The sequence below is a fragment of the Streptomyces endophytica genome, assembly GCF_026153355.1.
Taxonomy (GTDB): Bacteria; Actinomycetota; Actinomycetes; order Streptomycetales; family Streptomycetaceae; genus Streptomyces; species Streptomyces endophytica.
The window spans coordinates 942,923-969,849 of sequence record NZ_CP110636.1 but is presented as its reverse complement, the minus strand read 5'-3'; the positions used below and the strand labels follow the sequence as shown (position 1 = coordinate 969,849).

Below are 26,927 nucleotides of genomic sequence, written 5' to 3'. Positions count from 1 at the left end.
GTCCTCTCGGGGCGGGCGGAAGGGGACAGCAGAGGCCGGGCGGACGCGGGGGTCAGAAGAAGGTGCGGACGAAGTCGACGACCGTGCCGTCCCGTTCGACCAGCGGGATCAGCTGCCACTTGTCGAACGACGTGCACGGGTGGGACAGGCCCAGCCCGACCCAGTCGCCGACCTCGACGTCGCCGGCGCGCTCCGTCGCCAGCCAGGCGTGCTGGTCGGACAGCCCGGTGACGGTGATCCCGTCCGCCGGCCGCTCGCTGCCGTCCCGGCCGGACCGCACGACCTGGGCCCGCGGCAGGTCCAGGTCGTGGGCCGCGTCGCGCTTGCCCGCGTTGAGGAACGCCTGGCCGGGCGTGGGGCGGGAGACGACCTGCGCCCACAGCCGGAAGGCGGGCTGCAGATCGCCCTCGTCCGGGACGCGGTTGAAGGGGGTCAGTCGGCGGTAGTGGCCGTCGTCGTGCGAGACGTACGCGCCCGAGCGCAGCAGCTTGAGGACCGGTGCCGACAGGGCGGGGATCTCCTCGAAGACCTCGGCGACCGCGTCGAACCAGGCGCTGCCGCCGGCGCTGACGATGATCCGGTCCAGGTCGGCGAACCGGCCGGCCTTGTCGAACTCCACGGCCAGGGCCACCAGCCGGCGCAGCCAGGCGTGCACCCGCTCGCCGTCGGCGTCCGGCACCTCGCCCTCGTACCCGGCGACGCCCACCAGCCGGAGGGTGTCCACGCCCGCGATGGCGTCGGCGAGTTCGAGGCACTCGGCCTCGGTGCGGACGCCGGTGCGCGCGCCCTCGCCCGCGCCCAGTTCGATGACCACGTCGACCGGGCGGGTGGCGCCGGCCTCCCGCAGCGCGGCGTCCATCAGCGCGATGCCGGGCAGCGAGTCGACGTAGCAGACGAAGCGGAAGTCGGGGTCGGCGGCCAGCTCACCGGCCAGCCAGCGCAGCGCGGCGGCGTCCACCAGCTCGTTGGCCAGGAAGATCCGCTGGATGCCGTACGTGCGGTAGACCCGGGCCTGGTGCGGGACGGCCGCGGTGATGCCCCAGGCGCCGTGCTCCAGCTGGCGGGCGAAGAGCTGCGGGGCCATACAGGTCTTGCCGTGCGGGGCGAAGGCCAGGCCGTGCCGGGTGGAGTAGGTCTCCAGGGCGGCCAGGTTGTGCTCGACGGCCTCCGCGGAGAGGGCCAGGACGGGGGTGGTGAACCCGCCGTCGAAGAGGTTGCGGCGCTCGGCGGCCAGCTCGCCGACGGTCAGCCCCTCGGCGTCCGGGGGAAGCCCCTTGAAGCGGTGATCGACACGTTCGTCCGCGAGTTCCGCAAGTCCCTGCGCGAGCCGCTCCCCCGTCATGGGGCCTCCTCAAAGATCATGTTGCATGCTCTGCAACGACCATTGCGCATATCGCTGACAGCTGTCTAACATCCGGGCCATCGCCCGGTCAATGGTGGGAAACACGGCGGGGAACGCGGCGGGAAACCGCAGGAAATGGCGGACCTCGCCGGGAAAGAACTCCAGGGACGGCGGGCCGCGCACGGCCCGCCCGGGCCGGCCCAGCGAAGGAGCGCACACGACCGTGACCACGACCCCGGACGTCAGCGGCACCCACGGCCCGGGCGGCACCCCCGCCCCGGCCGCCGAGGTCGTCTGCCTCGGCGAGTCCATGGTCACCTTCCTGCCCGGCCGGCCCGGACGGCTCGCCGACGTCCCCTCCTTCGACCGCGCCATCGGCGGTGCCGAGTCCAACGTCGCCTGCATGCTCGCCGCCGCCGGCCACCGCACGAAGTGGGTCAGCCGGGTCGGCGCCGACGGCTTCGGCGACCACCTCGTCGACACCATCGCCGGGTACGGCGTCGACACCTCCGCGGTGCGCCGCGACCGCGACCGCCCCACCGGCATCTACTTCCGCACCGCCGGCGACCGCGCCACCGACGCCCACGAGGTCGCCTACTACCGCGCCGGTTCCGCGGCCTCCGCCATGTCCGTGACCACCCTGGACACCGGCGCCCTCCAGGACGGCCGGATCCTGCACCTGTCCGGCATCACCGCGGCCCTCTCCGCCGACTGCCTCGACCTGCTGCGCACCCTGACCGCGCGCCGCCCCGGCCGCCGCCCCCTCGTCTCCTTCGACGTCAACCACCGGCCCGGCCTGTGGCGCGGCTCCCCCACGCTCCCGGCTCCGCCCCCACTCTCCGCTTCGTTCGAGCGGGGGCGCCCCCAGGAGCAGGGAGGTACCCCCGTCGGCCCGCGGGTCCTGCTCGACCTCGCGCGCGGGGCCGACCTGGTCTTCGTCGGTGAGGACGAGGCCCGGGACGCCTGGGGTCTGCACGGCGACCGGGCGATCCGCGAGGCCCTGCCCGAGCCGGAGCTCCTCGTGGTCAAGCGGGGTGCGAGCGGGGCCGTCGTCTTCCACGGCGGGGACCGGGCCGAGGGGCACGGCGGCGAACGCCTGGCCGTCCGCGCCCCGGACGTGGACGTCGTCGCCGCCGTCGGCGCCGGTGACGCGTTCGCCGCCGGCTTCCTCTCCGCCACCCTCCGCGGCCTGCCGCTGCGCACCCGCGTCCGCCACGGCCACCTCTTCGCCGCCGCCGCCCTCACCGTCCCCGGCGACCTCGCGGCCCCGCCCGGCCGGGCCCTCGCCGACCGGCTGGCCGCGCTCGACGCGGACGCCTGGGAGAAACTGCACCTCGGCCCCGGCTGGATCGCAGCCACTCAGGAGGCCGTCGAGGAGGTACACACGCCGTGAACGAGCGAAGCGAGAGCGCCGTCGAGAGGTGCGTCCCTGGCGAAGACAGGGCCGAGCGAAGCGGGGCACGAGCATGAGCCAGACCGTCGACCGCGCGCTCAGCATCCTGCCGCTGCTCGCCGAGGGACCCGCCGACCTCGGCCAGGTCGCCGACCGGCTCGGCGTGCACAAGTCCACCGCCCTCCGGCTGCTGCGCACCCTGCACGAACACGGCCTGGTCTACCGGCAGGCCGACCAGCGCTACCGCCTCGGCGCCCGCCTCTTCGCGCTCGCCCAGGAAGCCGTCGAGAACCTCGACGTACGCGAGATCGCCCACCCGCACCTCGTCGCACTCAACGAGCAGTGCGGACACACGGTCCACCTCGCCGTCCACGAGGAGAACGAGGTCCTCTACATCGACAAGGTCGAGAGCCGCTACCCGGTCCGGATGTACTCCCGGATCGGCAAGCCCGTCGCGATCACCGTCGCCGCGGTCGCCAAACTGCTCCTCGCCGACCTCCCGGAAGCCGAGCGCCGCACCCTCGCCTCGACGCTCGACTACCCCCGCTACACGGCCCGTTCGACCCCCGACGCCACGGCCTTCCTCGCCGAACTGGCCAAGGTCCGCGAACAGGGCTGGGCCACCGACCTCGGTGGCCACGAGGAGTCCATCAACTGCGTCGCGGCTCCCGTCCGCGGCGCGGACGGCCGCGTCGTCGCCGCCATGTCGGTCTCCGCACCGAACGTCGTCGTCTCCGCCGAGGAACTCCTCACCCTGCTCCCACTGGTGCGCCGCACCGCCGACGCCATCAGCAGGGAGTACTCCGGCAGTACACCGACCAAGGAAGCATGAGCATGAGCGAGAAGACCGCCCTCACCCCGGCCACCCACACCACCCCGCCCGCGAAGTTCTCCCACGGCGTGAAGAAGGGCAACATCCTCCAGGTCGCGGGTCAGGTCGGCTTCCTCCCCGCGGTCCCGGGCCAGGCCCCCACCCCGGCCGGCCCCACCCTGCGCGAGCAGACCCTGCAGACCTTCGCCAACGTCCGGGCGATCCTCGAAGAGGGCGGCGCGACCTGGGACGACGTGATGATGATGCGCGTCTACCTCACGGACACCGACCACTTCGCCGAGATGAACGAGATCTACAACCAGTACTTCGAGGAGCAGGGCCTCAAGGAGGCCCCGGCCGCCCGCACGACCGTCTACGTCGGTCTGCCCAAGGGCCTGCTCATCGAGATCGACGCGCTCGCCGTCCTGAGCTGAGCGTCCCCCACACCACCAGCAAGCCGTACGTCGTCACGGCGCGGCACACCAGTGCGGTGTGCCGTGCCGCGATCCCTCCTGCCCTGAAAGTCTCATGCACTTACGAGGTCAACGATGTCCCCCTTCGCCCCGCTCGCGGCCGCCACCCCTGCCGAACCACCACCCCACACCGGCGGCATCCTCCCCCTCATCGGCGGCACCGCCGGACTGCTGACCGTCGCCGCGCTCGGCATCGTGCTGCTGCTCTTCCTGATCATCAAGATCAGGCTCCAGCCGTTCGTGGCCCTCCTGGCGGTCTCGGTCGCCGTCGGACTCGGCGCCGGCCTCTCCGTCACCGAACTCTTCGGCACCGTCCAGAAGTCCGACGCCGTCTCGCTCATCGAGTCCGGCATGGGCGGCACCCTCGGCCACGTCGCGATCATCATCGGCCTCGGCACCATGCTCGGGGCGGTGCTCGAAGTCTCCGGCGGCGCCGAGGTGCTGGCCTCCCGCCTGCTCCACCTCTTCGGCGAGCGGCGGGCGCCGCTCGCCATGGGCCTGACCGGCCTGATCTTCGGCATACCGGTCTTCTTCGACGTCGGCATCTTCGTCCTCGCGCCGATCGTCTACGCGGCCGCCAAGCGGGGTGGCAAGTCGATCGTCCTCTACTGCATGCCGCTGCTCGCCGGCCTGTCCATGACCCACGCCTTCCTGCCGCCGCACCCGGGACCGGTGGCGGCGGCGGGCCTGCTCCACGTCGACCTCGGCTGGGTCATCCTCATGGGCATCGTCTGCGGTATCCCCGCCGTGCTCGCCGCCTGGGGCTGGGCCGCCTGGATCGGCCGGCGGATCTTCGTGCCCGTACCGCAGGACATGGTCGAGGCCGCGGCGGAGGCGAAGGCCGCGCTCGCCGAGGAACAGCACAAGGCCGGCGTCACCCCGACGGAGAGGCCGGTCCCGCTCGGCACCGTCCTCGCCATCATCGGCACCCCGCTCGTCCTGATCCTCCTCGCCACCTTCTCCTCCATCGCCCTCGCGCCCTCCACCGCCCGCTCGGTCGTCGAGTTCTTCGGCCACCCCTTCGTCGCCCTGACCCTCGCGCTGCTGCTCGCGTACTACCTGCTCGGCATCCGCCGCGGCTGGTCCCGCAGGTCCCTGGAGACGGTGTCCACCGCCGCCCTGAAGCCGGTCGGCAACATCCTGCTGGTCGTCGGCGCCGGTGGGATCTTCGGCGCGGTCCTCAAGGGCAGCGGCGTCGCCCAGGCGCTCTCCGACACCTTCAAGGGCATCGGCCTGCCGGTGATCGTCCTCGCCTACCTGATCTCCCTCGTCCTGCGCGTGGCCCAGGGCTCGGCGACCGTCGCGATCGTCACCACGGCCGGCATCGTCTGGCCACTGATCGAGGCGGGCCACCACTCGCAGCCCTTCGTCGCACTCGTCATCATGGCGATCTCGGCGGGCTCGATCTTCGCCTCGCACGTGAACGACGGCGGCTTCTGGATGGTCAGCAAGTACTTCGGCATCACCGAACGCGACACGCTGAAGACCTGGACGGTGCTGGAATCCGTCCTCTCCGTCGCGGGGTTCGCGGTGGCGGCGCTGGTGAGCCTGCTGGTGTGACGGGCGCGGGCCGCCGCCTCCCCGCGGTGACGCGGCGAAGCGGCGGCCCGTACCTCCGTGCGGGTCCGCAATCCACCCGCGACTCAACTGCCCTTGCAGTACTGCCCTTCCTTGCCGATCACGCGGTACACGCAGTCCGCGGTCTCCAGCAGCTGGAGCACCGCCTCCCGGTTGCGTGCGGTCTCCTTCGCGATCACCGAGTCCTTCGGGTAGAAGCCGCCGTGCCCGGACGACGGGAACATCTCGAAGGTGTAGGCGAAGATCTTCTGGTCCCCCCACAGCCAGTCGTCGATGGCGCCGTCGGTGATGTAGAGCTCGCTGGACTGCTCCGGGGTGTAGCCGTTGGTGGCGGCCATCTTCTTGCCGAGGGTGGCGAAGGTGTCGTGCTCGTCCTGCGTCATGCCGGGGCCGGTGGGGTCGTTGGTGAACCCGAAGGGCCACAGGACGAGTTCGCTGTACGTGTGGAAGTCGATGGCGGCCTTGATCTGCTGCACACCGCCCACGATGCGGCTGCGCACGAACTTCGAGACGACCTGCACCTCGGGCGCGGAGGCGGGGGAGGGACCGCGGTAGGTCTCGTCGCCCGGGTCGTCGGAGGAGCCGTTGCAGCAGCCCCACTTGAAGTCCCAGTTGCGGTTCAGGTCCGTGCCGACCTCGCTGCTCCCGGCGTTGGGCTGCCGGTTCTTCCGCCAGCTGCGGAACGACCCGGAAGCGATGTCGTACTCCCCGCCGTCCGGGTTGAGGTCCGGCACGATCCAGACCTCCCGCGAATCGAGGATCTTCGTCACGCGCGGATCCGCACCGTACTTCGAGGTCAGCTCATTGAGGAGGTAGAGGGCCATCTCCACGGTGAGGTGTTCCCGGGCGTGCTGATGGGCCGTGAAGAGCACCTCGGGCTCGTTCTCGTCCTTGGTGACGTTCTTGCTGAGCTTGAGGGCGAGGATGTCGCGGCCCTCGTGGGACCTGCCGATGACCTGCTTGGACAGGATCGCCGGGTACTTGGCGACGAGGGCGTCGATCTCCTTCGTGGCCTCGGCGTAGGTGTGGTAGCCGGTGTAGCCGGGCGGGAAGTCCTTGACGCGGGTTCCGGGAGCGGCCGGCGCGGCCCCCGGACTGTCGGGCAACTGCCGCAGTTCGTAACCGAGGTGACGCACGGCGGCGGCCTGGGTCCGGTCGGCCGTGATGACGACGGCCCGGGCGTGCACCTCGTCGATGCTGACGCCGGTCGCCGCGAGCGCGGTACGGGCCGCCGGCGTGGCCGGCCCGGTCACCTCGTACTGATGGGGCTGCCGGTCCTGGGTCCGGCCCCCGCCGTCCGCCGCGGCGGCACCGACGGCGGCTCCGGCCGGAGAGCCCAGGGCCTGTGCGGCGGTGATCGGGGCGGCGAGCGCGAGGGAGAGCAGCGCGGCGAGGACGGTCGACCGTCCGCCGCGTATCCGTGGTCGCATGCGGTCTCCTGTGGGGTGTGAGTCGAAGCGACGCCGCCAGTGTTTGGGGTTGGCATGGGCGGGTCAAGGTGCGGGACGGCCAGATGTGGCGGGGGCGGGAGAGTCCGGGGCGGCCACCGCGGCCGTCAACTTCCCATCGATTTCGGTGGATTGGTTGCCCCGGTGGGGTGTGGCGCTGACAATGCGCACGACAAAACCGAGAGTTCGTGCGGACTCTCGGTGACAGAAGCTGAGAGGACCCCCACATGAACAGACCTCTCGTCGGCACCCTGGCCACGGCCGTGCTGGGAGCCGCAGCCCTGGTGGGCACCGTCGGAACGGCGCAGGCGGCGCCCGGTGCGGCGGCGTCGCACCACGGGCAGCACAAGACCAAGGCGGTGGACTTCGCAGGCACCGTGGCGCTGAGCAACTGCTCCGGCTCGGTGGTGCGGATGCCCACCTCGCAGGCGAACGACCCGGCGCTGGTGATGTCCAACGGCCACTGTCTGGAAAGCGGTATGCCCGGCGCGGGCGAGGTGATCGTCGACCAGCCGTCCAGCCGCCGCTTCACCCTGCTCGACAAGTCGGCGCGCGGCGTGGGCACGATCCGGGCCACCAAGGTCGCCTACGCGACGATGACCGACACCGACGTCACGATCTACCAGACCGGCTCCACGTACGCCCAGATCGAGCAGAAGTACGGGATCAAGCCGCTGGAACTGGCCACCGAACACCCGGCCAAGGGCGCCGGGATCAGTGTGGTCTCCGGCTATTGGAAGAAGATCTACACCTGCAGCATCGACGGGTTCGTACCCACCCTCAAGGAGGGCGACTGGACCTGGAAGGACTCGGTCCGCTACACCCCGGAGTGCAAGACCATAGGTGGCACGTCCGGTTCGCCGGTGGTCGACACCACGACGGGCAAGGTCGCGGCCATCAACAACACGGGCAACGAGGACGGCGAGAAGTGCACCGTCAACAACCCGTGCGAGGTCGACGAGAACGGCAACGTCACGGTGCACCAGGGCACCAACTACGCCGAGGAGACCTACGGGATCCCGAAGTGCTTCGGCGCCGGCAACAAGCTGGACCTGAGCGCCGCGGGCTGTGCGCTGCCGAAGCCGGCGGGCGTGCGGAGGTGACGACCCGGCGGAGTTAGCGCCGCTCCTCCCTGTCGCGGTCCCGGACAGGGCGCCAGGTCCCGTGCACCGTGTGCGCGGGACCTGGCAGTAGGGGGCGGCGGCTCCGGGCGTCCTCAGGGATCCCCTACGGGAGGCCGTGGACGTGGCTGCCCACCTGGTGGGCGAACTCGTTGCCGTTGGCGGCGTCCCAGTTGGTGGACCAGGTCATCGCGCCGCGCAGCCCCGGGTACGTCTTCGCCGGCTTGAACGCGCCGCAGCCCGTGCCCTTGGTCAGGCAGTCGAGCGCGTCGTTGACGACGGACGGGGCGATGTGGCCGCTGCCGGCCGCGCGGTCGGACGCCGGGACGCCGATGCCGACCTGTGACGGGTCCAGGCCGTTCTCCAGCTGGATGCAGGCGAGCGAGGTCAGGAAGTCCACCGAGCCCTGGGCGTAGACCTTGCCGTCACAGCCGTTCATGGCACCGCTGTTGTAGTACTGCATGTTGACGGCGGTCAGGAAGTCCTTGATGCCGAGCGCCGTCTTGAAGTACTCGTTCTGCGGTGACTGCATGTCGATGGTCTGCGGGGCCATGGTCACCACGACGCCGCCGTGCGCGGCGTGCACCGCCTTCAGGGCCTGGGTCATGTACGTCGCGTCGAGGCCGTTCTCCAGGTCGATGTCGACGCCGTCGAAGCCGTACTCGTCCATGAGCGTGCCGACCGAGTCGGCGAAGTTCTTCGCGGAGGCGTCGTCGTTGACCGAGATCGCCCCCTTTCGCCGCCGACCGAGAGGACCACGGACTTGCCGGCCGCCTGCTTGGCCTTGATGTCCGCCTTGAAGTCGTCGACGGAGCCGTAGCCGACGGCCGGGTCGAGGTGGAACGTGACCGCCCCGGGCCGGTCGGTGGCCTCGGCGAACGACACCGCGATGATGTCGTAGGCGTCGTCGACGTCCTTGAGTTTCTGCACCGTGGCGCCGTTGTTGAAGTTCTGCCAGTAGCCGGTGAGGGCGTGCGCGGGGACGGCGGCGGGGTGCGCAGCGGAGCCGGTGGCCGGGGCGGCGGCGGCCGCGGCCGGGTGTCCCACCGAGGCCTGGGCGGTGCCGGCGGCGACGAGACCGGCCGAGGTCAGTGCCGCGGCGGCCAGCCCGGCGAGCAGCCTCCTCCTGACCTTGCGTACGTCCGGAACCGACCGTGCGCCGAACGAACCTGAACCTGCGCGAACCGCATCTGATCGTGCGCGAACCACGACTGCCTCCGTGGGGGAGTGGGGGAAGGTGAGAGCGGTGGTGCGGATGCGCGTTCAGGGGCCCCTGTGCGTGCGTGCCGTACAACGTGGTCCAGACCAATGCTCCTGTCAAGGGCCCTGTCGGAAGCGGGAGTTGCCGTCCTCGCCGTTCGGGGCGGTATGCGCGGATTCCCTCCGGTCGAAGGTCATCGCGGAGGTCATCGCGCGGGTCGTGACGGCGGCGGTGACTCCGACCGTCGCGATGGTCATGACGAGTAGCCCAGAACGTGTTCTCCGGGACGTATCTCTGTGGATAAAGTGCTGAGCGTATGGCGCCGATGGCGCAGAGCTGTGCCGATCCGCGGTCCCGGGACCCCCGGCGGCCGGAGGGAGTGGGGGAGCGACGTGCCGACCGCGATTGCAGTCACCAGCCCTGACCTCACGCTGCCTTCCCCCTTGCGCGCAACTCCGTTCGCGCAGGGAGGTGCCGCCGTCGGCGGGCGAACACCTGCCGCCGTCGTCCTGCCCGCACCGCATCTGGCGCCCCTGGACGACGCGCTGACGGAGACCAGCGCGGTGCTGGAACACCACGGCCACCTCGTCGCGCTGTACTCCTCCGCCTGCCCGCCCGAGCACGTCCGGCGGCTGCACACCCTCCGGGCCGTCCTGGAGAGCGACCGGATCGCCATCGTCCCGGTGTCCCTGCCGCCGCTCGGCGTCGCCCTGCTGGCGCGCCAGCTGCGGCAGTTGTCCCTGTACGACTTCAGCCCCGGTGTGCTGGCCAGCGCGGCCCGGCTGCTGACCCATTACATCCATGCCGGGGCCCTGCTGGGCAGCGTCACCGGCTGGACCGCATCGAGGTCGATCTGCGCGCCCATGTGAAGTCCTGGCTGCCCGGCGCCCACTTCGCCGTCCTGGCGCACCCCGAACCGCAGTTGGTGCACCTGGACCGGCACGCCACCGAGGCCGGGCTGCGGCCGCCCGGATTCGCCACCGAACTCGCGGTCGCCCGCGGCCAGCTCACCACGGACTGGGTCACCGGCGCCCTCGCCCCGGCCTGGCAGGTGCAGGGGGCCTACGAGGCGCGGCTGCCAGCCGAGTCCGCGCGGTGGTGGGGCACCCAGAAGCTGATCGAATTCGCCGCGGGCATCCCGGACCCGGCGATCCTCCGCCAACTGGTCGCGTCGGTACGGCGCGAGGAGTGCGGCTGGTGCGGGCTGGAAGTGCTCGGCGACCGGTGCGCGTTCTGCACGGCACCGCTGGCCAGGGACCGGGCGCCACGGGGCGGCGGCCAGGCCGGGTGCGGCCCCGCGGCCATAGCGGGGCCGGGAGCGGAGGCGGCGAACGCCCCGCGCTCGGCGGCGGACCAGCTCCCGGCCGGGGGCCCGGACCCGCAGGCGCTGCCGGCCCCTGGTCCGGACGGCGAGGCGCCCGCGGCCCGGCCCCGTCCCCGGCTCCCGACCCCTCCGCCACCCCTTCACCCGCCCCGCACCCCGCCCCGGCACCGCAGTCCGGCCCGCCGCCGTCCGCGCCCTGGGCCGAGCGGGGGCTGGCACCGGTGGCGCCGTCGGGCGTGCCCGGCGGCCGGGGATGCCGGACGGATACGGTGGCGCGCCCGCCGGCCGGGGCGTACCGGGGGAGGTGGATGTCCGCGGGCCGGGCCTCCCGAACGGCGTCCCCGGGCCCGGAGTTCCGGGGAACCCCTACGGGTCGGGCCGCCCCGTCCCGGGGAACCCGTACGCGACCGACGTCCCGTGCGCCGCGCCCGGCCGCAACCACCTCCCCGGCCACCCGACTTCGCCGGCGAGCCGGACGTGCCCGGCGCCTCCGGCGTCCCCGGCACCCCACGGACGGTGGCCCGCGCCCGCTGACACCCCGACCGAGCCGGCCACCCCGAACCGCCCCCGCCGCACCGGCCCACCGGCCGACCGCCCCACCGAACCACCGCCGCCGACCTGACCGCCCCGCGCCCCGCCCCCGTCCCGATCGAGGTCCCTCCCCCATGAACTCACGCCAGCGCCGCGGAGTGATCCTGCTGCTCCTGTCGGTTCTCTGTGCGGTCGGCGCGTTCGTCGGCGTGCTGTCGGTGATCAGGAACGTCGAGTCCAAGGTCGGTCCCGAGAAGACCGCGTACCGGCTGAAGACGGACGTCGCGGCCTATAAAGCGCTGGATCCGGGGCAGTTCGAGAAGGTGAAGATGCCGCAGCGCTGGCTGCCGCCCACCGCCGTGACCGATCTGGACCAGGTCAGCGGCAAGATCGCGGTGACCCCGCTGAAGAAGGGGTCGCTGCTCCAGGACGACATGATCGTCGAGCGGCCGGCGCTGAAGGCCGGGCAGCAGGAGATCGCCATCATGATCGACGCCGCGACCGGTGTGGCCGGCAAGATCAACCCCGGTGCCCGGGTGAACATCTACGCCACCTTCGAGGGCAAGCGCCCCGAGGACAAGCCGGTCTCCAAGGTCATCGTGGCCGGCGCCCAGGTCATCGACGTCGGCAAGCTGACGCCCCTGGAGGCCAAGGACCCCGGCGACACGAACGCGGCCAACCGGCAGGCCGGCGAGGCCGTGCCGATCACCTTCGCGCTCAACACCCAGGACGCCAGCGGGTCGCGTACGCCGAGTCGTTCGCCTCCCACGTACGGCTGGCGCTGCTCGCGCCCGGCAGCGAGGCCACCATCCCGCCGAGCCAGCGCACCTACACCCTCGACGGCGACAAGTGACCCGGAGGCCCAGGTGACCATCCGTATCCTTCCGGCGATCGGCGACCCGGACGCCGCCGCGCGGTGACCTCGCTGCTCAACCAGCTGCCGGACGCCGAACCGGCGCCCGCGGTCGCCGACGGCACCGCACTGCTCGACGCCCTGGCCGGGGCCGCGGCACACCCCGCCGCGGACACCGGTCCGGGCCCCGCCGTCGAGGCGCTGCCCGAGGTCGTCCTGGTCCACGAGCGGATCGGGCCGACACCGGCGCTGGAACTGATCCGGGAGATCGCGCTCCGCTTCCCCGCCGTCGGCGTCGTCCTGATCACCACCGACGCCGGGCCCGCGCTGTTCTCCGCGGCGATGGACGCCGGCGCCCGGGGCATCGTCGGACTGCCGCTCGGCTACGACGAGTTGGCCGCCCGGGTACAGGCCGCCGCCCAGTGGGCCGCCGGCGTACGGGTGCACCTGGGGGGAAACCCGGAGGCGCGGCCCGGCCCGGCCGGCCGGCTGGTGACCGTGACCGGCGCCAAGGGCGGGGTCGGCACCACCGTCGCCGCCGTCCAACTGGCGCTGGCCGCCCGGGCCGCGGGCCGCAGCGTCGCGCTGGTCGACCTCGACCTGCAGTCCGGGGACGTCGCCTCCTACCTGGACGTCCAGTTCCGCCGCTCGATCGTCGACCTGGCCGGCATCCAGGACCTGTCCGTACGGGTCCTGCAGGACGCGGTGCACGACCACCACACCGGGCTGGCACTGCTGCTGGCGCCGGAGGAGGGTGAGCGCGGCGAGGAGGTCGACGACCGGGCGGCCCGGCAGATCCTCGGCGCACTGCGCTCCCGCTACGAGGTCGTGGTGGTCGACTGCGGCTCCCAGATGCAGTCGGCGAACGCCGCGGCCGTCGAACTCGCCGACGTCGCCCTGCTCGTGACCACCCGGACGTGGTGGCCGTACGGGCCGCCAAGCGGCAGGTACGGCTGTGGGACCGGCTGCAGATCCGCAAGGCCGAGGACACCACCACGGTCGTCAACCGGCTCACCCGCAGCACCGAGATCCAGCCGCCGGTGGTCGCCAAGGCCACCGGCACCCGGACGGCCCGGGCCCACGTCCCGGCGGCGTACAAGGAACTCCAGCCGTGTGTGGACGCCGGCCGGATGCAGGACCTGGACGCCCGGTCGACGGTCAAGCAGGCGCTCTGGGCGCTCGCCGCTGAGCTGGGGCTGGTCGAGTCACCGGCCGCGCGGCAGGGCCGGGGCAGCCACCGGGCGCGCCCGTCGCTGACGGGGCGCAAGCGCAAGGCGCTCACGACGGGGGCGGCTTCCGGTTCCGGGACGGGTCCGGGTACGGCCTCCGGGGCCCGCGCCGGGTCGGGATCGGGGTCGGGTGCCGGGCGGTTCGGCGTCCGGCGGGGGCAGGCGACGGCGGCCGGCGGGCCCGGGCCGTTCGACCCGGCCGGCCGTACGAGGAGGGCTGAGCGGTGCGGCGCCCGCTGGGCGGCGACGACCGCGGACAGGTCTCCGTGGAGTTCCTGGGACTGCTGCCGCTGATCCTGGTGGTCCTCGTGCTGCTCTGGCAGTTCGTGCTGGTCGGGTACGCCTACTCGCTCGCCGCGCACGCCGCCGACCGGGGCGCGCGGGCGGCCACCGCCACCCGGACGGCGGCGCCGGCGCCTGCCGCACCGCCGCTGAGGACCAGCTGCCGCCCGCCTGGCAGGCGGGCTCCTCGGCCTCCTGCACCACCGAGGCCGGCCTGTGGAAGGCCACCGTCCGGATCAGTGTCCCGGTGCTCTTCCCCGGCGTGGCCAGCTTCCCGGGGCACATCACCGGCTCGGCCGGCGCCGCGAAGGAGGACAGCCGATGAGGACGGTGTGCCGCCCCGGAGCCATGTCCCGTCGCCGTGCCGCCGGGGCCCGGGAGGGTTCCGCAGTCCGCGCGGTCCCGCCCGGCGGCCGCCCCGGCCGCGACCGCGGGCAGGCCTCCATCGAGTTCCTCGGCTTCCTGCCGATCCTGCTGATCGTCGCGCTGGCCGTGGTCCAGCTCGGCCTGGCGGCCTACACCGTCCAGCAGGCCGGCACCGGCGCGCGCGCCGCGGCCCGTACCGCCTCGATGGACCGGGCCGACCGCGAGACCGATCCGCGGTCCGCCGGCCGGGCCGCGATGAGCGGCTGGGTCGCCGACCGCGCGACGATCTCGGTCAGCGAGGGCGGCGACGAGGTCAGCGCCACGGCCCGGGTCACGATCCCCTCGATCATCCCCGGCGTCGACGACTTCGGCTCCGCCAGCCGCAGCGCCACCATGCCCCGCCCCCGACGCCGGCGCGCAGGGCGCGGCCGCGAGCACGTACGAAGGAGCACCCCGCGATGAGCCTGAAAGCCCGGATCGTCGCGCCCGAGCCGGCCGGCGAGCCGCGCCACGACAGCCACCTGGTCGCCACCTACCGCGCCAAGCTGCTGGAGGAGATCGACCTCGCCGAGATGTCGTCGCTGGCCGCGGCCGAGCGCCGGTCCCGGCTGGAGCGCGTCCTCGGCCACATCATCAGCCGCGAGGGCCCGGTGCTCTCCACCGCCGAACGCGCCCAGCTGATCCGCCGGGTGGTCGACGAGGCGCTGGGCCTGGGTGTGCTGGAGCCGCTGCTGGAAGACGCCTCGATCACCGAGATCATGGTCAACGGGCCCGACCAGGTCTACGTCGAACGCGCCGGCCGGGTCGAACTCGTCCCGGTCCGCTTCGCCTCGCACGAACAGCTGATGCAGACCATCGAGCGGATCGTCTCCACCGTCAACCGCCGCGTCGACGAGTCCAATCCGATGGTCGACGCCCGCCTCCCCTCCGGGGAGCGCGTCAACGTCATCATCCCGCCGCTCGCCCTGAACGGCGCCACGCTCACCATCCGCCGCTTCCCGCGCGCCTACACCCTCGCCGAACTCATCGGCAGGGGCACGCTCGACGAGCAGATGCTGATGCTGCTGGCCGGGCTGGTGCGCGCCAAGTTCAACGTGGTGGTCTCCGGTGCCACCGGTGCCGGCAAGACCACCCTGCTCAACGCCCTGTCCGGCCTCATCCCGGAGGGCGAGCGGATCATCACCGTCGAGGACGCCGCCGAACTCCAGCTCCAGCAGACCCACGTCATCCGGCTGGAGGCCCGGCCGCCCAACGTGGAGGGCAAGGGCCGGATCACCATCCGCGACCTCGTACGCAACTCCCTGCGCATGCGCCCCGACCGCATCATCGTCGGTGAGGTGCGCGGCGGGGAGACCCTCGACATGCTCCAGGCGATGTCCACCGGCCACGACGGCTCGCTCGCCACCGTGCACGCCAACAGCGCCGAGGACGCCCTGATGCGGCTGCAGACGCTGGCCTCCATGTCGGACGTCAAGATCCCCTTCGAGGCGCTGCGGGACCAGATCAACAGCGCCGTCGACTGCATCGTCCAGCTCACCCGGCACGCCGACGGCTCCCGCCGGATCAGCGAGATCGCCATCCTCGACTCGCGCGGCCACGAGGACTACCGGATCGCGACGGTCTGCCGGTTCGACGCCGAACCGATGGGCGCCGACCGGATCGTGCACGGCCGCTTCCGCTACTTCCCGCTGCCCCGACGGGTGGCCGAACGCCTCTTCATGGCGAGCGAGCCCACCCCGCCCGCCTTCGGGGTGGCGGCCACCGACGACCAACTCGCCACCGGAAGGCCACCTCATGACCGGCTGGGCCCTGACCACTGCCGCCGGGGGGCTGGACACGGCCTCCACGCACCCCTCGTCCAGCTCACCATCGGGCCACGCTGCTGTGCGCGGTGCTCGCCGTCGCCGGCGTCCGCACCTTCGCGACCGGGCGGGCCCAGCGCCAGGCCGTCGTCGACCGCCTGGCCGACGAGCACGGGCTGCCGGCGACCGGGAAGCGCCGCCGCTTCCCGTCCGTGGACCGCGCCCTGCGCGGCACCCGCTTCGGCCGCCGTCTGGAACTCCGGCTGGCCGCCACCGGCCTGGACGTCACCCCCGGCGAGTTCTTCGTCGGCATGCTCGTCGCGGTCGTCGCCCTGTGGCTGGTCGCCCATGCCGTCCTGGCGCCCTTCTTCGGGCCGATCGCCGCGCTGGTCGCCGTCTGGGCGGCGTTCGCGTTCCTCAACTGGCAGCGCCAGAAACGCATCGAGAAGTTCATCAACCAACTCCCCGAACTCTCCCGGATCCTGGCCAACGCCACCCAGGCCGGACTGGCGCTGCGCACGGCCCTGGGGATGGCCGCCGAGGAACTGGAGGCCCCGGCCGGCGAGGAACTGGCCAAGGTGGCGGCGAAGCTCGCCGTCGGCCACTCCATCGACGAGGCCCTGGGCGAACTCGCCGAACGCCTGCCCTCCCGCGAGCTGGTGGTCCTCGTCACCACCCTCGTCCTGTCGAACCGCGCCGGCGGCACCGTCGTCGGCTCGCTGCGCAACCTCACCACGACGCTGGAGGAGCGCAAGGAGACCCGTCGCGAGGTCCGCACCCAGCTCTCCCAGGTCACCGTCACCGCCTACGTCGTCCCGCTGCTCGGCGTCGGCACCCTGCTGCTGATGAACCGCATCGCCCCCGGCGCCATCGACCGCATGACGTCCTCCTTCCTCGGCCAGCTCGCGGTCGTCGTCGCCTTCGTCCTCTACGGGCTGGGCTTCTTCTTCATCCGCCGACTGTCCAAGATCGACGTCTGAGGACCGGAGGGGAAACCGGATGGGAATCGGAATTCTGCTGGCCGCGGCCTTCGCCCTCTCGGTCGTCGGCATCTGCTGCGGTGTGGCCCTCTACCGCCGCGAGGCCCGGCTGCCGCCCGATCTGGCGCTTTCCCTGGAGGTCGGCGCGACCCGGACGACGGCCGTCGGCTCGGCCGTGGACCGCCTCGGCATGCGCTACGCCCCGCTCGTCCTGCGCCTGATGGGCGACAAGCGCACCGCCCGCATCCGCCGCCGGATCGACCTGGCGGGCAACCCGGGCGGCCTCACCGTCGACCGCTACGCCGCCCGCCGGGCCGTCTACGGCGCCCTCGGCTTCACCGGCGCGCTGGTGATGTTCCTGCGCGGTCAGCCGGTTCTCGGCGTCCTGATGGTGCTCTTCGGCCTCTTCTGGAACGAGGTCGGCATCTGGGCCGCGATCCGCCAGCGCAAGGACACGATCGAGCGGACCCTGCCGGACTTCCTGGACGTGCTCGCGGTCGTCGTGAGCGCCGGGCTGAGTTTCCGCCAGGCACTCGACCGGGTCGCGGACAAATACGAAGGACCGTGGGCCGATGAACTCCGGATCACCCTGCGGCAGATGGACATGGGGGTCAGCCGCCGGGCCGCCTTCGAGGAACTGCGCAAACGCAACGACTCGGAACAGGTCGCCCAGTTCGTCACCGCCCTCCAGCAGGGTGAGGAGCTCGGCTCGCCCATCGTCGACACCCTCATCCAGATCGCCAACGACATGCGCCGGACCGACGCCCAGAACGCCCGCCGGCGCGCTGCCCGGGCCGTTCCCAAGGCCACCATGGTCGTCACCACGTTCATGGTTCCGGCGACGATGATCCTGCTCATCGCGGGTTTCTTCCTCGGCTCGGGCACCAACTTCGGCTCGCTGATGGGAGAGTGAGGGCGCGCCCGCGCGGTGCCGCGGGGAGTGGGTGGGCCGGGCGCACGGCGGTCGCCGGGGTTCCGTGCCGGGCCCGGCCGGATGCGTACGGTGCACCGCCCGCTTTCCCGTCAACGCCTTCGCAACAGCAACGAGTTGTGTCACAGTGGGTGGACCGGCGGTCACCACCGTGCTCGGACGCGGGGAGGCCGGCCGGTCCGCATGGGCATCGGCGCAGGGACGCGGTCCGGAGGGGGAGCGGGGGTGGACGAGGTGCGCAGCACTGGCCGAAACGCGCCGTTGTATCTTCCGCCCGTGTCCCCGAAAGAGGATTGGGTACGGAATCCCTGTCCGGGGAACACCGTTCCGGCGTACTTTTCTGGTGTCATGAGCGCGGCCGACCGCGCCGACACCACGGGGGCAGACCAGCCGGACCAGAGCGGTGCGGCCGCCCATGGAGGGGAAGACGATGGCGAAGCGGTTTTTGGGGAACGACCGGGGACAGACCTCGATCGAGTACCTCGGCATCATCGCGGTGGTCGTGGCGATCGTCCTGGTCCTGTCGACCACGGACTTCGGCAGCCAGATCGCCAACGCCATCGCCAACAAGATCTCCGACGTCGTCGGCATCTAGGGCACCGGGCCGCCACCGCCATGACGGTCGCCGAACCGCGCCGCGGCGCGCGTGACGCCGGGCAGGCCTTCCCGCTCTACCTCGTGGCGGTCGCGGGCCTGCTCTTCCTCGCGCTCGCCTTCTTCGCCGTCGGGCAGGCGGCGGCCACCCGCAACGGTGCCCAGACCGCCGCCGACGCGGCCGCGCTCGCCGCCGGGCAGAAGTACCGCGACCTGCTGGCCAAGGGCGTGCTCGACGGCGTCCGCGACGGCAGTTACGAGAGCGACCAGGCCGCCTGGGAGGACCTGCTGAGCGGGCGCGGTGTCCCCTCCGATGCGGCCTGCGAGAACGCCGACTGGTTCGCCGGACGCAACGACGCCGAGGTCTCCGGCTGCGTTCCGGACTCCTGGCCGACCTCGTTCGCGGTGACCGTCCGGACCCGGAACACCGTGGGGGCTTCGGTCATCCCCGGCACCGCGGGCAAACACGCGTCGGCCGAGGCGACCTCGGTGGTCGGCCCGCGCTGCGCCCCCGCACCGGCCGGGAGCGACGACGGCGGCAAGGGCGGCAAGGACGGCAAGGACGGCAAGGGGGCAAGGGCGGCAAGGACGGGGGAGGGGGCAAGGGCGGCGGCAAGGACGACCCCGGGCCCGCTGTCGTCACGATCACCTGCGACGGCAAGGAATGGACCCTCGGCGCCGGCGACCTGACGCACCTCCCCGACGCCTCCGACCTCTTCTCCGTACGGCTGGCCCACTGACCGCCCACCGACCACCACACCGACCCGCACCGGGCACCCGACGATCGAAGGAAACGCATCCATGAGCATTCGGCGCACCACGAAGGCCGCCAGGGGAGCGGTCGCCATGGCGAGCGCTGTCGGCCTGGCTCTCGTCGTGGCCGGCTGCGGTGGCGGCGGGGACGGCGGCGCGCGGGCGGACGACAAGAAGCCGCCGGCCCGCAGCAGCACGCCCAAGGACGGCGGCCCCGGCACCCCGGCGGCCGACTCCAGCAAGGTGATCGGCGAGATGAAGGGCCCGGACGGCGTCGTGGTCACCCTGAACTCCGTGGTCCGCGACTCCGGGGGCTTCGTCACCGTCAACGGCACGGTCACCAACCACGGCAGCCGCGCCTTCAACGCCATCGACTGGCGCTCCAACGAGACGGAGCTGCGGTCCCGTTCGTCCATCTCGGGCGCCACCCTCGTCGACAAGGCGGGCAAGAAGCGCTATCTGGTGCTGCGGGACACCAACGGCGAGTGCCTGTGCACGACGGGCCTGAGCGGGCTGATGCCGGGCGCGAGCCGCCCGATATTCGCGCAGTTCCCGGCGCCGCCGGCCAAGGTGACCGAGGTCGACTTCCAGTTGCCGACCATGCCGCCGGCGACCGTGCAGATCACGGACTGAGCGGGCCGCCCGATGACCGTGAACCCCGTGTCCGCTTCCCCCGTTCGCGCCGGGCGTCCCGTGGCGCCGTCCCGGCCGCCGTCGCGCTGCTGCTGGCCGCCGCGCTGCCGGCACCCCCCGCCCATGCCGATCCGCCGGGGGTGACCGAGGACTCCAGCCCGCCGGTCCGCATCGACCCCCACGACCCCGATCTGCGGATGGTGCAGGGGGCCAAGCTGGCGCCGGCCAAGGTGCTCAACATCAAGTCGATCGTGGAGACCGACGACGGCTCGGAGCGGCGGCAGGACACCAACGACAACGTGACGTTCGCGCTGCAGGCCGAGGTGCTGTTCGGGAAGGACAGCGCCGAGCTGAGCTCGGACGCGCTGTCCCGGATCGGCGCCATCGCCGACGAGGTCAGGAAGCAGCACGCCACCAGCCTGCGGGTCTTCGGGTTCACCGACAACCTCGGCTCGGCGAGCCACGGCCTGGTGCTGTCCAAGAAGCGGGCCACCGCCGTCCAGGAGGAGCTGGCCAAGGACCTGGGCTCGGAGGTCGGCTTCCAGATCCGCGGCTACGGGGAGCAGTACCCGATCGCGGACAACAGCACCGAGGAAGGCCGCAAGAAGAACCGCAGGGTCGAGGTCAGCTTCCCGCGGGCGGGTTCGTAGCCGCGGGCGGCACGGGCGCCGGGGGCGGGTAGCCGCCCGGCGGAGGGTAGTTGCCCGGGGGCGGGTACGGCGGCGGGAACGCCGGGGCGGGCACCCGGGTGCGCAGGACCAGGGTGCCCACGGCCTTGTCGTGCAGGCACTGCCGGTACGGCCGGTCCCAGAGGCAGAACAGCGCGTCGAGCTGGCTGAGCACCGGCACCGCCCACATCCCCAGGTGCGCGAGGTGCCGCGCCAGGGCCGTCCCGTAGGGCAGCCGGCGGCCGTCGGCCACCCGGACGACGGTCAGGCCGCAGATCAGCTTGCCCACCGTGCCCCCGCAGGTGGCCGTCAGCAGCGGTGAGTAGAGGAACACCATCGCCACCGCCGCCACCAGGGTCAGGTAGAAGGGCGAGTTGTCCGCCGAGCCGCCGACGGTGACGACCACGCCGATGACGGCCGATATGACGGACAGTGCGACGGCGGCGATCACCACGTCGATCACGACGGCGAGCAGCCGCCGGCCCGGGTTGGCGAGGACGGGAGGGGGTGCGTTCATGCCGCGCATGTGATCACTCGGGGACGGGGGACGGCAAGCCGCCCGGAGGGGCCGGCCGGACAATATTGGATCGAGCGATTCAAATCGTGCTACGTTGGTGTCATGGCGCGACCCAGGCAGTTCGACGAGGACCGGGCGCTGGACGCCGCGATGGAAGCGTTCTGGATCACCGGCTACGAGGCGACGTCCACCCAGGACCTCTGTGACGCCACCGGGCTGGGACGCAGCAGCATCTACAACACCTTCAAGAGCAAGCACGACCTGTTCGAACGGGCCCTGGCCCGTTACATGGAGCGCAAGAACGCCGAGATGCACGCGCTGCTGGAGAGCGAGCTGCCGGCCCGGGAGAAGGTCCGCGCGCTGTTCCAGCGGACGATCGACGACGAGTGCGCGGCCGGTGCGGACGGCCGCGGCTGTCTGGTCGTCAACACCTGCATCGAGGTGTCGGCGCACGACCCCTCGGTCGCGGCCGCGCTGGAACGGGACTACGGCGCACGGCTGGCGGCGGTCCGGGCGATGATCGAATCGGGCCAGCGGGCCGGCGACATCACCGCGCGGACGGACGCCGGCACGCTCGCCCACCTCCTCATCGCCACGATCGGCGGGCTGCGGGTCTCGGCCCGCGCCGGGCTCGGCCGCGCGGCGCTGGAGGGCGTGGCGGACGCGGCGATGGGCGGGTTCTGACCGGACGGTGCGGGGCGGTACGGGTCGGGGGTCCGGGCCGCCCCTCCCGCTAGCCCGCCTGGCCGCCCCGTAGGGCCACCAGCACCGCACCCCCCGCGGCGAGTGCGGCGACCGCGAGGCCGAAGGTGGTGGCGGCCGCCGGCAGGCCGATGGCGTCGCTGAGGTAGCCGTCGGCGACCGGCAGGACGCCCGCCAGGAGGTAACCGCCCGCGTTCAGCGCGGCGTTGGCCTCCGCGCGGCGGGCCGCCGGGACCTCGCGGCTCAGCAGGGTCAGCCCGCCCAGCTGGCCCGCTCCCTGGCCCGCCCCGGCCAGCAGCACCGCGACGACCAGCGGCGCCAGGGAGCCGGTGCGGACCGCGGTGACCAGGGCGAGCGTGCCGGTGACGGTGGCCGCCCCGGAAGCCAGCAGGACCGTGCGGACCGCGAAGCGGCGCAGCGCGAACTGCACGCCGGTGGCGGACAGGAACATCGCCAGCGCCAGCCCGCCCGCCAGCGCGCGGTCGGTCGTGCCGAGGAGTCCGGCGAGCAGCGACGGGCCGAGCGACAGGACGAACGCGGTGGCGCTGATGCCCGGGGCGAACGCGGCCAGTCCCAGGGCGAGATGGCGGCGGTTGGCACGCGGGACGGCGGGCAGCCGCACCCAGGCACCCGGCGCGGCGCCGGCCGTCCCGCCGCGCGCCGGCAGCGGCATCCGGACCACCGTCGCCAGCGCCGTGACCAGCAGGACGCCCTCGACGACGAAGACCGTGACGGTCGGCGCGGGCGCGGTCTCCGAGAGCACCCCGGCCAGTACGGGGCCGATCCCCGCGCCCAGCACCATGGCGGTGGAGGCCAGCAGCGGGCCGATCCGGCGGCCGGCGGCCAGGTCGGTGACCGCGGCCATCCCGGCCGAGACGGCGGCGCCGGTGGCCACGCCGGTCAGCAGCCGGGCGACGGCGAGCGCGGCCACCGAGGGCGCGGTGGCGTAGACCAGGCAGGCGACGAGGGCCAGCAGCAGCGCCGGGACCAGCACCGGCTTGCGGCCCAGCCGGTCCGAGGCGACGCCCGCCACCAGCAGCGCGCCCAGCAGGCCGACCACGTACGCGGCGTAGACCAGCGTCAACGTGCCGGAGCTGAAGCCGAGTTGGCGCTGCCAGACCGCGTACAGCGGCATCGCCGCGTTCGACAGCACGAAGATCGCGACCACCGGCCAGGCGGCGAACCACACCTCCCGTACGGGCGGTGGGGCGGTGGCCGCGGCCGGCGCCGGGCTCGCGGCGGGCCTGGTCTCGGGCCGCACGGTGGGTGTTCCGGGCATGGGTGTCCCCTCCTCATCCGGCCTGTACGGGTGGAGTCGTACAAGCAGTACGAAGAGATTCGTACAGCCATTCCGCAGTACGATGCAAGTCGTACTGTGAAAAGGGGCTGTGCAGGGGCGGCGCAGCGCCCGCCCTCAACTGCCGCCCGACCGCCCCGAATCGGAGGAGCGCCGGATGTCGTCCACCCCACGTGCCTGGACCGAGCGAGCACAGCGACCGGTGCCGGCCGGTGCGCCCGAACCGCTGCCGGAACCGGCGCGGGACGCGCTGCGGCTGGAGGTCGTCATGGGCGCGCTGAGCGATCCGCTGCGCATGCACATCGTGCGCACGCTGCTGCTGGAGGCCGAGGAGTTCGACCACACCTGCGGCTGGTTCGGCCTGGACCGGCCCAAGTCCTCGCTCACCCACCACTTCCGCACCCTGCGGGAGGCCGGCCTGATCCGGCAGCGGCAGTACGGGCTGGAGCGGCGCAGCCACGTCCGGGTGGACGACCTCCAGGCGCGCTTCCCCGGCCTGCTGGCGCTGGTGGCCGACTGGCGGCCGTGACCGCGGCCGCGGAGGTCAGCGCCCGGCGGCCTCCGGCGCGGGCGTCGGCTCGACGCGCAGCGGCATCCCCGGACGCAGGCCCCAGTCCGTCATCGCACCGGCCGCCGCCTCCAGGACGTGCCGGGCACGCAACCGCGGGCGGCCCAGCCGGCCCGGCGGCATGGTGCGGACCGCCAGCACCCTGAAGTCCCGGCCCAGATAGGCCACATCGATGGCGAACCGCATCCGGAAGGTGTGCACCCCGCTCGCCGGGGTCAGCAGCAGCGCCCCCTCGATGCCGTCCCGGCCCAGCAGACCGCGGGCGCGGGCCCGGTACGAGGCCGCGATCTCCACCGGCACCGCACGGTCCGCGCCGTACAGCATCCCCGGTCCGTTCCTCCAACGCGCCATGTCCCGCGTTCTATCAGCTCCCGGCGTGCCGGGGGAGGGACCCCCGTAGGGTCGACGCGTGCCAGTGATGCTGATGGTGCTCGCCGCCGCCTACGGGGCCGCGGCCGGGCTGCTCATACCCCGGCCCGCCCACCGGATGGCCGTCGGCCCCGAGGAGGAGTGGCGCGCCACGTGTCCTGGGGGACACCCGATCACCGGGGCGGCCCGCGGCTGGCTGGGGCCGGGGCGCTGCCCGGCCTGCGGGGCGTACGGGCCCGCCGGGGTGCCGACCGCGGCGGTCACCGCGCTGGTCTGCGCGGCCCTGGCGGCGGCCACCGGTCCGCGGCCGGAACTCGCCGCCTGGCTGCTGGCGGCGCCGGCCGCGGTGCTGCTGGTGATCGTCGACTGGCGGGTGCGGCGGCTGCCGGACGTGCTGACCCTGCCGCTGGCCGCCGTCCTCGCGGCGGCACTGGGGCTCGCCGGCCGGTTCACCGGCGACACCGGCGCCTGGTGGCGCGCCCTCCCGGCCGGCCTCGTCCTCGCCGCCTGCTACCTGATCCTGCACCTCGTCAACCCGGCGGGACTCGGGCTGGGTGACGTCAAGCTGGCACTCGGACTGGGGGTCGCCCTTGGGTGGTACGGCTGGCGCACCCTGGTCACGGGCGGTGCGGCCGGGGTGCTGCTGGGCGGGCTCTACGGCGCCGGGCTGCTGATCCTCCGGCGCGGCGCCCGGAAAACCGCCGTGCCACTGGGGCCTTTCCTGATCGCCGGGGCGTTCTGCGGCCTGCTGCCGGCCGCGCTGGCGGCCCGCTGACCCGCCCGCCGGGGCGCCTCGGGGCCCCTGCGCCCGCGCGGGCGCAGGGGCGTACGGCCCGCTCTCCGCCCCCGTCGCCGCGCCGGAGCCACGCCGCCGCGCGCGCCGGTGCACACAGCACCCCTTCCGCGGGGTTATGGTGGAAACCCCCCCTCGGGCCGGTCCGTATCCCCCCACGGACCGGCCCGCTTTTTTTGCGGCCCGTGGGAGGGCGTACGGGCCGCCGCGGAGATGGCCGGAAACCGGCGCTCCGGGCCCGGCCCGGGTCAGCCCCGGCGGGCCCAGATGTTGACCCCGTCCGTGGTGGTGGCGAACTGATCGATCTCGGCGAGCTCGGCGTCCGTGAGGGCCGGGGCGTCGAGGGCCGCGACATTGGACTCCAGCTGGGCGACGCTGCTGGCGCCGATCAGCGCGGAGGTCATCCGCTCGTCACGCAGCACCCAGCCCAGGGCCAACTGGGCCAGCGACTGCCCGCGCCGGCCGGCGATCTCGTTGAGGCCGCGCAGCCGGCGGACGACCTCCTCGGAGAGCAGGTTCGGGTCCAGGGACTTGCCCTGGGAGGCGCGGGAGCCCTCGGGAATGCCGTCGAGGTACTTGTCCGTGAGCATGCCCTGGGCCAGCGGCGCGAAGGAGATGCAGCCCATGCCCTCGTCCTCGAGGGTGTCCAGCAGCAGGTCGTCCTCGGTCCAGCGGTTGATCATCGAGTACGAGGGCTGGTGGATCAGCGGCCGTACGCCCATCTCGCGCAGTATGCGGGCGGCGTCCCGGGTCTGCTCGGCGTTGTAGGAGGAGACGCCGACGTAGAGCGCCTTGCCCTGCTGGACGGCGGAGGCCAGCGCGCCCATCGTCTCTTCCAGCGGGGTGTCCGGATCGAAGCGGTGCGAGTAGAAGATATCGACGTAATCGACACCCATCCGCTTCAGTGACGCATCCAACGACGAGAGGAGATATTTCCGCGAACCCCATTCGCCGTAGGGGCCCGGATGCATCAGATATCCGGCCTTGGTGGAGAGAATCATCTCGTCGCGGTAGCCGCGGAAGTCCTGCGCGAAGATCTTTCCGAAGTTCAGCTCCGCGGAGCCGGGCGGCGGGCCGTAGTTGTTGGCCAGATCGAAGTGGGTGACACCCAGGTCGAAGGCGCGACGCAGGATGGCCCGCTGGGAGCTCAGGGTGCGGTCGTCCCCGAAGTTGTGCCACAGTCCAAGGGAGATAGCGGGGAGTTTGAGTCCGCTGCGGCCCGTTCGCCGGTACTTCATCGAGTCGTAGCGGGAATCCGCGGCGCGGTAGTCGGTGCCAGTCATGCTCATCTCCCTATCACGTACCTGTGACCTACCTGATGGGGCTGTCTCGACAGCCGAGAAGTTAAAGTTGCCCACTTGAGGCGACGGGGCGACCGCGATTGGCACGGAGGGGCTGGACCATACATGCTGCGATCTTCCGGGATGCGCATCCCGTATCCGCCTGCACTGCGGAATCTGGTTTACCGGCTTTACGCGCGGCGGGTGGAGGGTCGCCTGGATCACACCCAGGTGCCCAAGCACATCGGCGTCATCCTCGACGGCAACCGGCGCTGGGCGCGGGCCGACGGGCGGACGACCGAGCAGGGCCACCAGGCGGGCGCGGCCAAGATCGGCGAGCTGCTCGGCTGGTGCGCGGAGACCGATGTGGAGGTCGTCACGCTCTGGCTGCTGTCGACGGACAACCTCGACCGGCCCGAGGCCGAGCTGAAGCCGCTGCTGGGCATCATCGAGAACACCGTGCGGGACCTGGCCGCCGACGGCCGCTGGCGGGTGCACCACGTCGGCAACCGTGACCTGCTGCCCGAGGCCACCCAGACGGTCCTCAAGGAGGCCGAGGCGACCACCCTCGACAACAAGGGCATCCTGGTCAACGTCGCGGTCGGCTACGGCGGCCGGCAGGAGATCGCGGACGCGGTGCGCTCGCTGCTGCTGGAGCACGCCGAGCGCGGCACCTCCTTCGAGGAACTGGCCGAGATCGTCGACATCGACCTGATCTCGGAGCACCTCTACACCCGCGGCCAGCCCGACCCGGACCTGGTGATCCGGACCAGCGGCGAGCAGCGGCTGTCGGGCTTCATGCTCTGGCAGAGCGCCCATTCGGAGTACTACTTCTGCGAGGTCTTCTGGCCGGCGTTCCGGAAGGTCGACTTCCTGCGCGCGCTGCGCGACTACGCGGCCCGGCACCGCCGCTACGGCTTCTAACAGGCAGCGCCGTCCTCGCGACGAAGCCCCCGCCGGACCCGAACGGGCCCCGGCGGGGCTTTTCTGACGTCGTCTTCGCCGGGAACCACCCGGTCGGCCCCGCTCACCCCCCCGTTCCGGCCGGCCCGGCGGAGCGATCACGCGTAACCAAAGGTTCATCGACC

General features: G+C 72.7%; 26 protein-coding genes and 4 pseudogenes. 22 read left to right on the top strand and 8 right to left on the bottom strand.

Features of this window, described 5'->3' with window-relative positions; all coding sequences use genetic code 11:
* Positions 1-52: 52 nt before the first annotated feature.
* On the bottom strand, positions 53-1,342 hold the full coding sequence (locus OJ254_RS04335) for an amino acid deaminase (RefSeq protein ID WP_265361318.1): 1,290 nt from the start codon (positions 1,340-1,342) through the stop codon (positions 53-55).
* Between the two features lie 223 nt (positions 1,343-1,565).
* Here OJ254_RS04335 and OJ254_RS04330 point away from each other — a divergent pair, with 223 nt between their 5' ends.
* From OJ254_RS04330 to OJ254_RS04315, 4 genes are all read left to right on the top strand, one after another.
* Positions 1,566-2,735, top strand: a complete 1,170-nt coding sequence (locus OJ254_RS04330; RefSeq protein ID WP_265361317.1) for a sugar kinase — start codon at positions 1,566-1,568, stop codon at positions 2,733-2,735.
* A 73-nt stretch (positions 2,736-2,808) separates the two neighbouring features.
* Positions 2,809-3,567 carry an IclR family transcriptional regulator gene (locus OJ254_RS04325; protein ID WP_265361316.1) on the top strand — a complete coding sequence of 253 codons (759 nt, stop codon included), beginning with the start codon at positions 2,809-2,811 and terminating at the stop codon, positions 3,565-3,567.
* A gap of 2 nt (positions 3,568-3,569) precedes the next feature.
* Positions 3,570-3,980 carry a RidA family protein gene (locus OJ254_RS04320; RefSeq protein WP_265361315.1) on the top strand — a complete coding sequence of 137 codons (411 nt, stop codon included), beginning with the start codon at positions 3,570-3,572 and terminating at the stop codon, positions 3,978-3,980.
* A 114-nt stretch (positions 3,981-4,094) separates the two neighbouring features.
* Complete coding sequence (locus OJ254_RS04315) at positions 4,095-5,579, top strand: GntP family permease (protein ID WP_265361314.1); 1,485 nt, start codon at positions 4,095-4,097, stop codon at positions 5,577-5,579.
* Positions 5,580-5,662: 83 nt separating this feature from the next.
* Here the strand turns inward: OJ254_RS04315 and OJ254_RS04310 are convergent, their stop codons facing one another.
* Positions 5,663-7,027 carry a M14 family metallopeptidase gene (locus OJ254_RS04310; protein ID WP_265361313.1) on the bottom strand — a complete coding sequence of 455 codons (1,365 nt, stop codon included), beginning with the start codon at positions 7,025-7,027 and terminating at the stop codon, positions 5,663-5,665.
* A 245-nt stretch (positions 7,028-7,272) separates the two neighbouring features.
* On the opposite strand from OJ254_RS04310, the gene OJ254_RS04305 reads away from it, so the two are divergent.
* Entirely contained in the window at positions 7,273-8,148 is an 876-nt protein-coding gene (locus OJ254_RS04305) for a S1 family peptidase (protein ID WP_265361312.1), read from the top strand.
* A 124-nt stretch (positions 8,149-8,272) separates the two neighbouring features.
* On the opposite strand, the pseudogene OJ254_RS04300 reads toward OJ254_RS04305, so the two are convergent.
* Positions 8,273-9,285 (bottom strand): annotated as a pseudogene (locus OJ254_RS04300) (chitinase).
* Between the two features lie 198 nt (positions 9,286-9,483).
* The gene (locus OJ254_RS04295) at positions 9,484-9,624 is read right to left on the bottom strand and encodes a hypothetical protein (protein WP_265361311.1); all 141 of its coding nucleotides are present in this window, start codon (positions 9,622-9,624) and stop codon (positions 9,484-9,486) included.
* A 186-nt stretch (positions 9,625-9,810) separates the two neighbouring features.
* Here OJ254_RS04295 and OJ254_RS30910 point away from each other — a divergent pair, with 186 nt between their 5' ends.
* The 13 genes and pseudogenes from OJ254_RS30910 to OJ254_RS04235 all read left to right on the top strand — a co-directional run bounded on the left by OJ254_RS30910 (position 9,811) and on the right by OJ254_RS04235 (position 20,295).
* The gene (locus tag OJ254_RS30910) at positions 9,811-10,236 is read left to right on the top strand and encodes a hypothetical protein (protein WP_341483562.1); all 426 of its coding nucleotides are present in this window, start codon (positions 9,811-9,813) and stop codon (positions 10,234-10,236) included.
* The gene (locus tag OJ254_RS30905; RefSeq protein WP_341483561.1) at positions 10,233-11,225 is read left to right on the top strand and encodes a hypothetical protein; all 993 of its coding nucleotides are present in this window, start codon (positions 10,233-10,235) and stop codon (positions 11,223-11,225) included. The genes OJ254_RS30910 and OJ254_RS30905 overlap by 4 nt, the downstream gene beginning before the upstream one ends.
* Positions 11,226-11,356: 131 nt before the next feature.
* Positions 11,357-12,075, top strand: a pseudogene (gene cpaB / locus OJ254_RS04285) (Flp pilus assembly protein CpaB).
* A 63-nt stretch (positions 12,076-12,138) separates the two neighbouring features.
* Positions 12,139-13,332, top strand: a complete 1,194-nt coding sequence (locus OJ254_RS04280) for a CpaE/TadZ family protein (RefSeq protein WP_423835823.1) — start codon at positions 12,139-12,141, stop codon at positions 13,330-13,332.
* Positions 13,333-13,528: 196 nt separating this feature from the next.
* A pseudogene (locus OJ254_RS31400) lies at positions 13,529-13,627 on the top strand (pilus assembly protein); the annotation flags it as partial.
* A gap of 307 nt (positions 13,628-13,934) precedes the next feature.
* Positions 13,935-14,414 (top strand): TadE family protein, encoded by a 480-nt coding sequence (locus OJ254_RS04270; protein WP_265361310.1) that lies wholly within the window; start codon positions 13,935-13,937, stop codon positions 14,412-14,414.
* A pseudogene (locus tag OJ254_RS04265) lies at positions 14,411-15,733 on the top strand (TadA family conjugal transfer-associated ATPase); the annotation flags it as partial. The gene OJ254_RS04270 and the pseudogene OJ254_RS04265, both read left to right, overlap by 4 nt.
* A 98-nt stretch (positions 15,734-15,831) precedes the next feature.
* Complete coding sequence (locus OJ254_RS04260; RefSeq protein WP_265365041.1) at positions 15,832-16,734, top strand: type II secretion system F family protein; 903 nt, start codon at positions 15,832-15,834, stop codon at positions 16,732-16,734.
* A gap of 19 nt (positions 16,735-16,753) precedes the next feature.
* Complete coding sequence (locus OJ254_RS04255; RefSeq protein WP_265361309.1) at positions 16,754-17,647, top strand: DUF5936 domain-containing protein; 894 nt, start codon at positions 16,754-16,756, stop codon at positions 17,645-17,647.
* Positions 17,648-18,095: 448 nt separating this feature from the next.
* Positions 18,096-18,260, top strand: a complete 165-nt coding sequence (locus OJ254_RS04250) for a hypothetical protein (RefSeq protein WP_006603411.1) — start codon at positions 18,096-18,098, stop codon at positions 18,258-18,260.
* A gap of 20 nt (positions 18,261-18,280) precedes the next feature.
* Positions 18,281-18,949 carry a pilus assembly protein TadG-related protein gene (locus OJ254_RS04245; RefSeq protein WP_265361308.1) on the top strand — a complete coding sequence of 223 codons (669 nt, stop codon included), beginning with the start codon at positions 18,281-18,283 and terminating at the stop codon, positions 18,947-18,949.
* 111 nt (positions 18,950-19,060) lie between these two features.
* Positions 19,061-19,645 (top strand): hypothetical protein, encoded by a 585-nt coding sequence (locus OJ254_RS04240; RefSeq protein WP_261955934.1) that lies wholly within the window; start codon positions 19,061-19,063, stop codon positions 19,643-19,645.
* Positions 19,642-20,295 carry an OmpA family protein gene (locus tag OJ254_RS04235; protein ID WP_265365040.1) on the top strand — a complete coding sequence of 218 codons (654 nt, stop codon included), beginning with the start codon at positions 19,642-19,644 and terminating at the stop codon, positions 20,293-20,295. Before OJ254_RS04240 ends, OJ254_RS04235 begins: the two co-directional genes overlap by 4 nt.
* Here OJ254_RS04235 and OJ254_RS04230 read toward each other — a convergent pair.
* Complete coding sequence (locus tag OJ254_RS04230; RefSeq protein ID WP_265361307.1) at positions 20,270-20,830, bottom strand: RDD family protein; 561 nt, start codon at positions 20,828-20,830, stop codon at positions 20,270-20,272. The two genes, OJ254_RS04235 and OJ254_RS04230, sit on opposite strands and share 26 nt — an antisense overlap.
* A 102-nt stretch (positions 20,831-20,932) precedes the next feature.
* Here OJ254_RS04230 and OJ254_RS04225 point away from each other — a divergent pair, with 102 nt between their 5' ends.
* Complete coding sequence (locus OJ254_RS04225) at positions 20,933-21,514, top strand: TetR/AcrR family transcriptional regulator (RefSeq protein ID WP_265361306.1); 582 nt, start codon at positions 20,933-20,935, stop codon at positions 21,512-21,514.
* 49 nt (positions 21,515-21,563) lie between these two features.
* Here the strand turns inward: OJ254_RS04225 and OJ254_RS04220 are convergent, their stop codons facing one another.
* The gene (locus OJ254_RS04220) at positions 21,564-22,811 is read right to left on the bottom strand and encodes an MFS transporter (RefSeq protein ID WP_265361305.1); all 1,248 of its coding nucleotides are present in this window, start codon (positions 22,809-22,811) and stop codon (positions 21,564-21,566) included.
* Positions 22,812-22,986: 175 nt separating this feature from the next.
* Here OJ254_RS04220 and OJ254_RS04215 point away from each other — a divergent pair, with 175 nt between their 5' ends.
* Entirely contained in the window at positions 22,987-23,358 is a 372-nt protein-coding gene (locus tag OJ254_RS04215) for a helix-turn-helix domain-containing protein (RefSeq protein ID WP_265361304.1), read from the top strand.
* Between the two features lie 15 nt (positions 23,359-23,373).
* Here the strand turns inward: OJ254_RS04215 and OJ254_RS04210 are convergent, their stop codons facing one another.
* Positions 23,374-23,748 (bottom strand): DUF192 domain-containing protein, encoded by a 375-nt coding sequence (locus tag OJ254_RS04210; RefSeq protein WP_265361303.1) that lies wholly within the window; start codon positions 23,746-23,748, stop codon positions 23,374-23,376.
* Between the two features lie 67 nt (positions 23,749-23,815).
* Here OJ254_RS04210 and OJ254_RS04205 point away from each other — a divergent pair, with 67 nt between their 5' ends.
* On the top strand, positions 23,816-24,541 hold the full coding sequence (locus tag OJ254_RS04205; protein ID WP_423835997.1) for a prepilin peptidase: 726 nt from the start codon (positions 23,816-23,818) through the stop codon (positions 24,539-24,541).
* A 266-nt stretch (positions 24,542-24,807) separates the two neighbouring features.
* Here the strand turns inward: OJ254_RS04205 and mgrA are convergent, their stop codons facing one another.
* The gene (gene mgrA, locus OJ254_RS04200) at positions 24,808-25,842 is read right to left on the bottom strand and encodes an L-glyceraldehyde 3-phosphate reductase (RefSeq protein WP_265361301.1); all 1,035 of its coding nucleotides are present in this window, start codon (positions 25,840-25,842) and stop codon (positions 24,808-24,810) included.
* Positions 25,843-25,983: 141 nt separating this feature from the next.
* Between mgrA and OJ254_RS04195 the strand changes: the two genes are divergently transcribed.
* Positions 25,984-26,763, top strand: coding sequence for an isoprenyl transferase (locus OJ254_RS04195; protein WP_265365039.1), 780 nt, complete (start codon positions 25,984-25,986; stop codon positions 26,761-26,763).
* Positions 26,764-26,927: the final 164 nt, after the last annotated feature.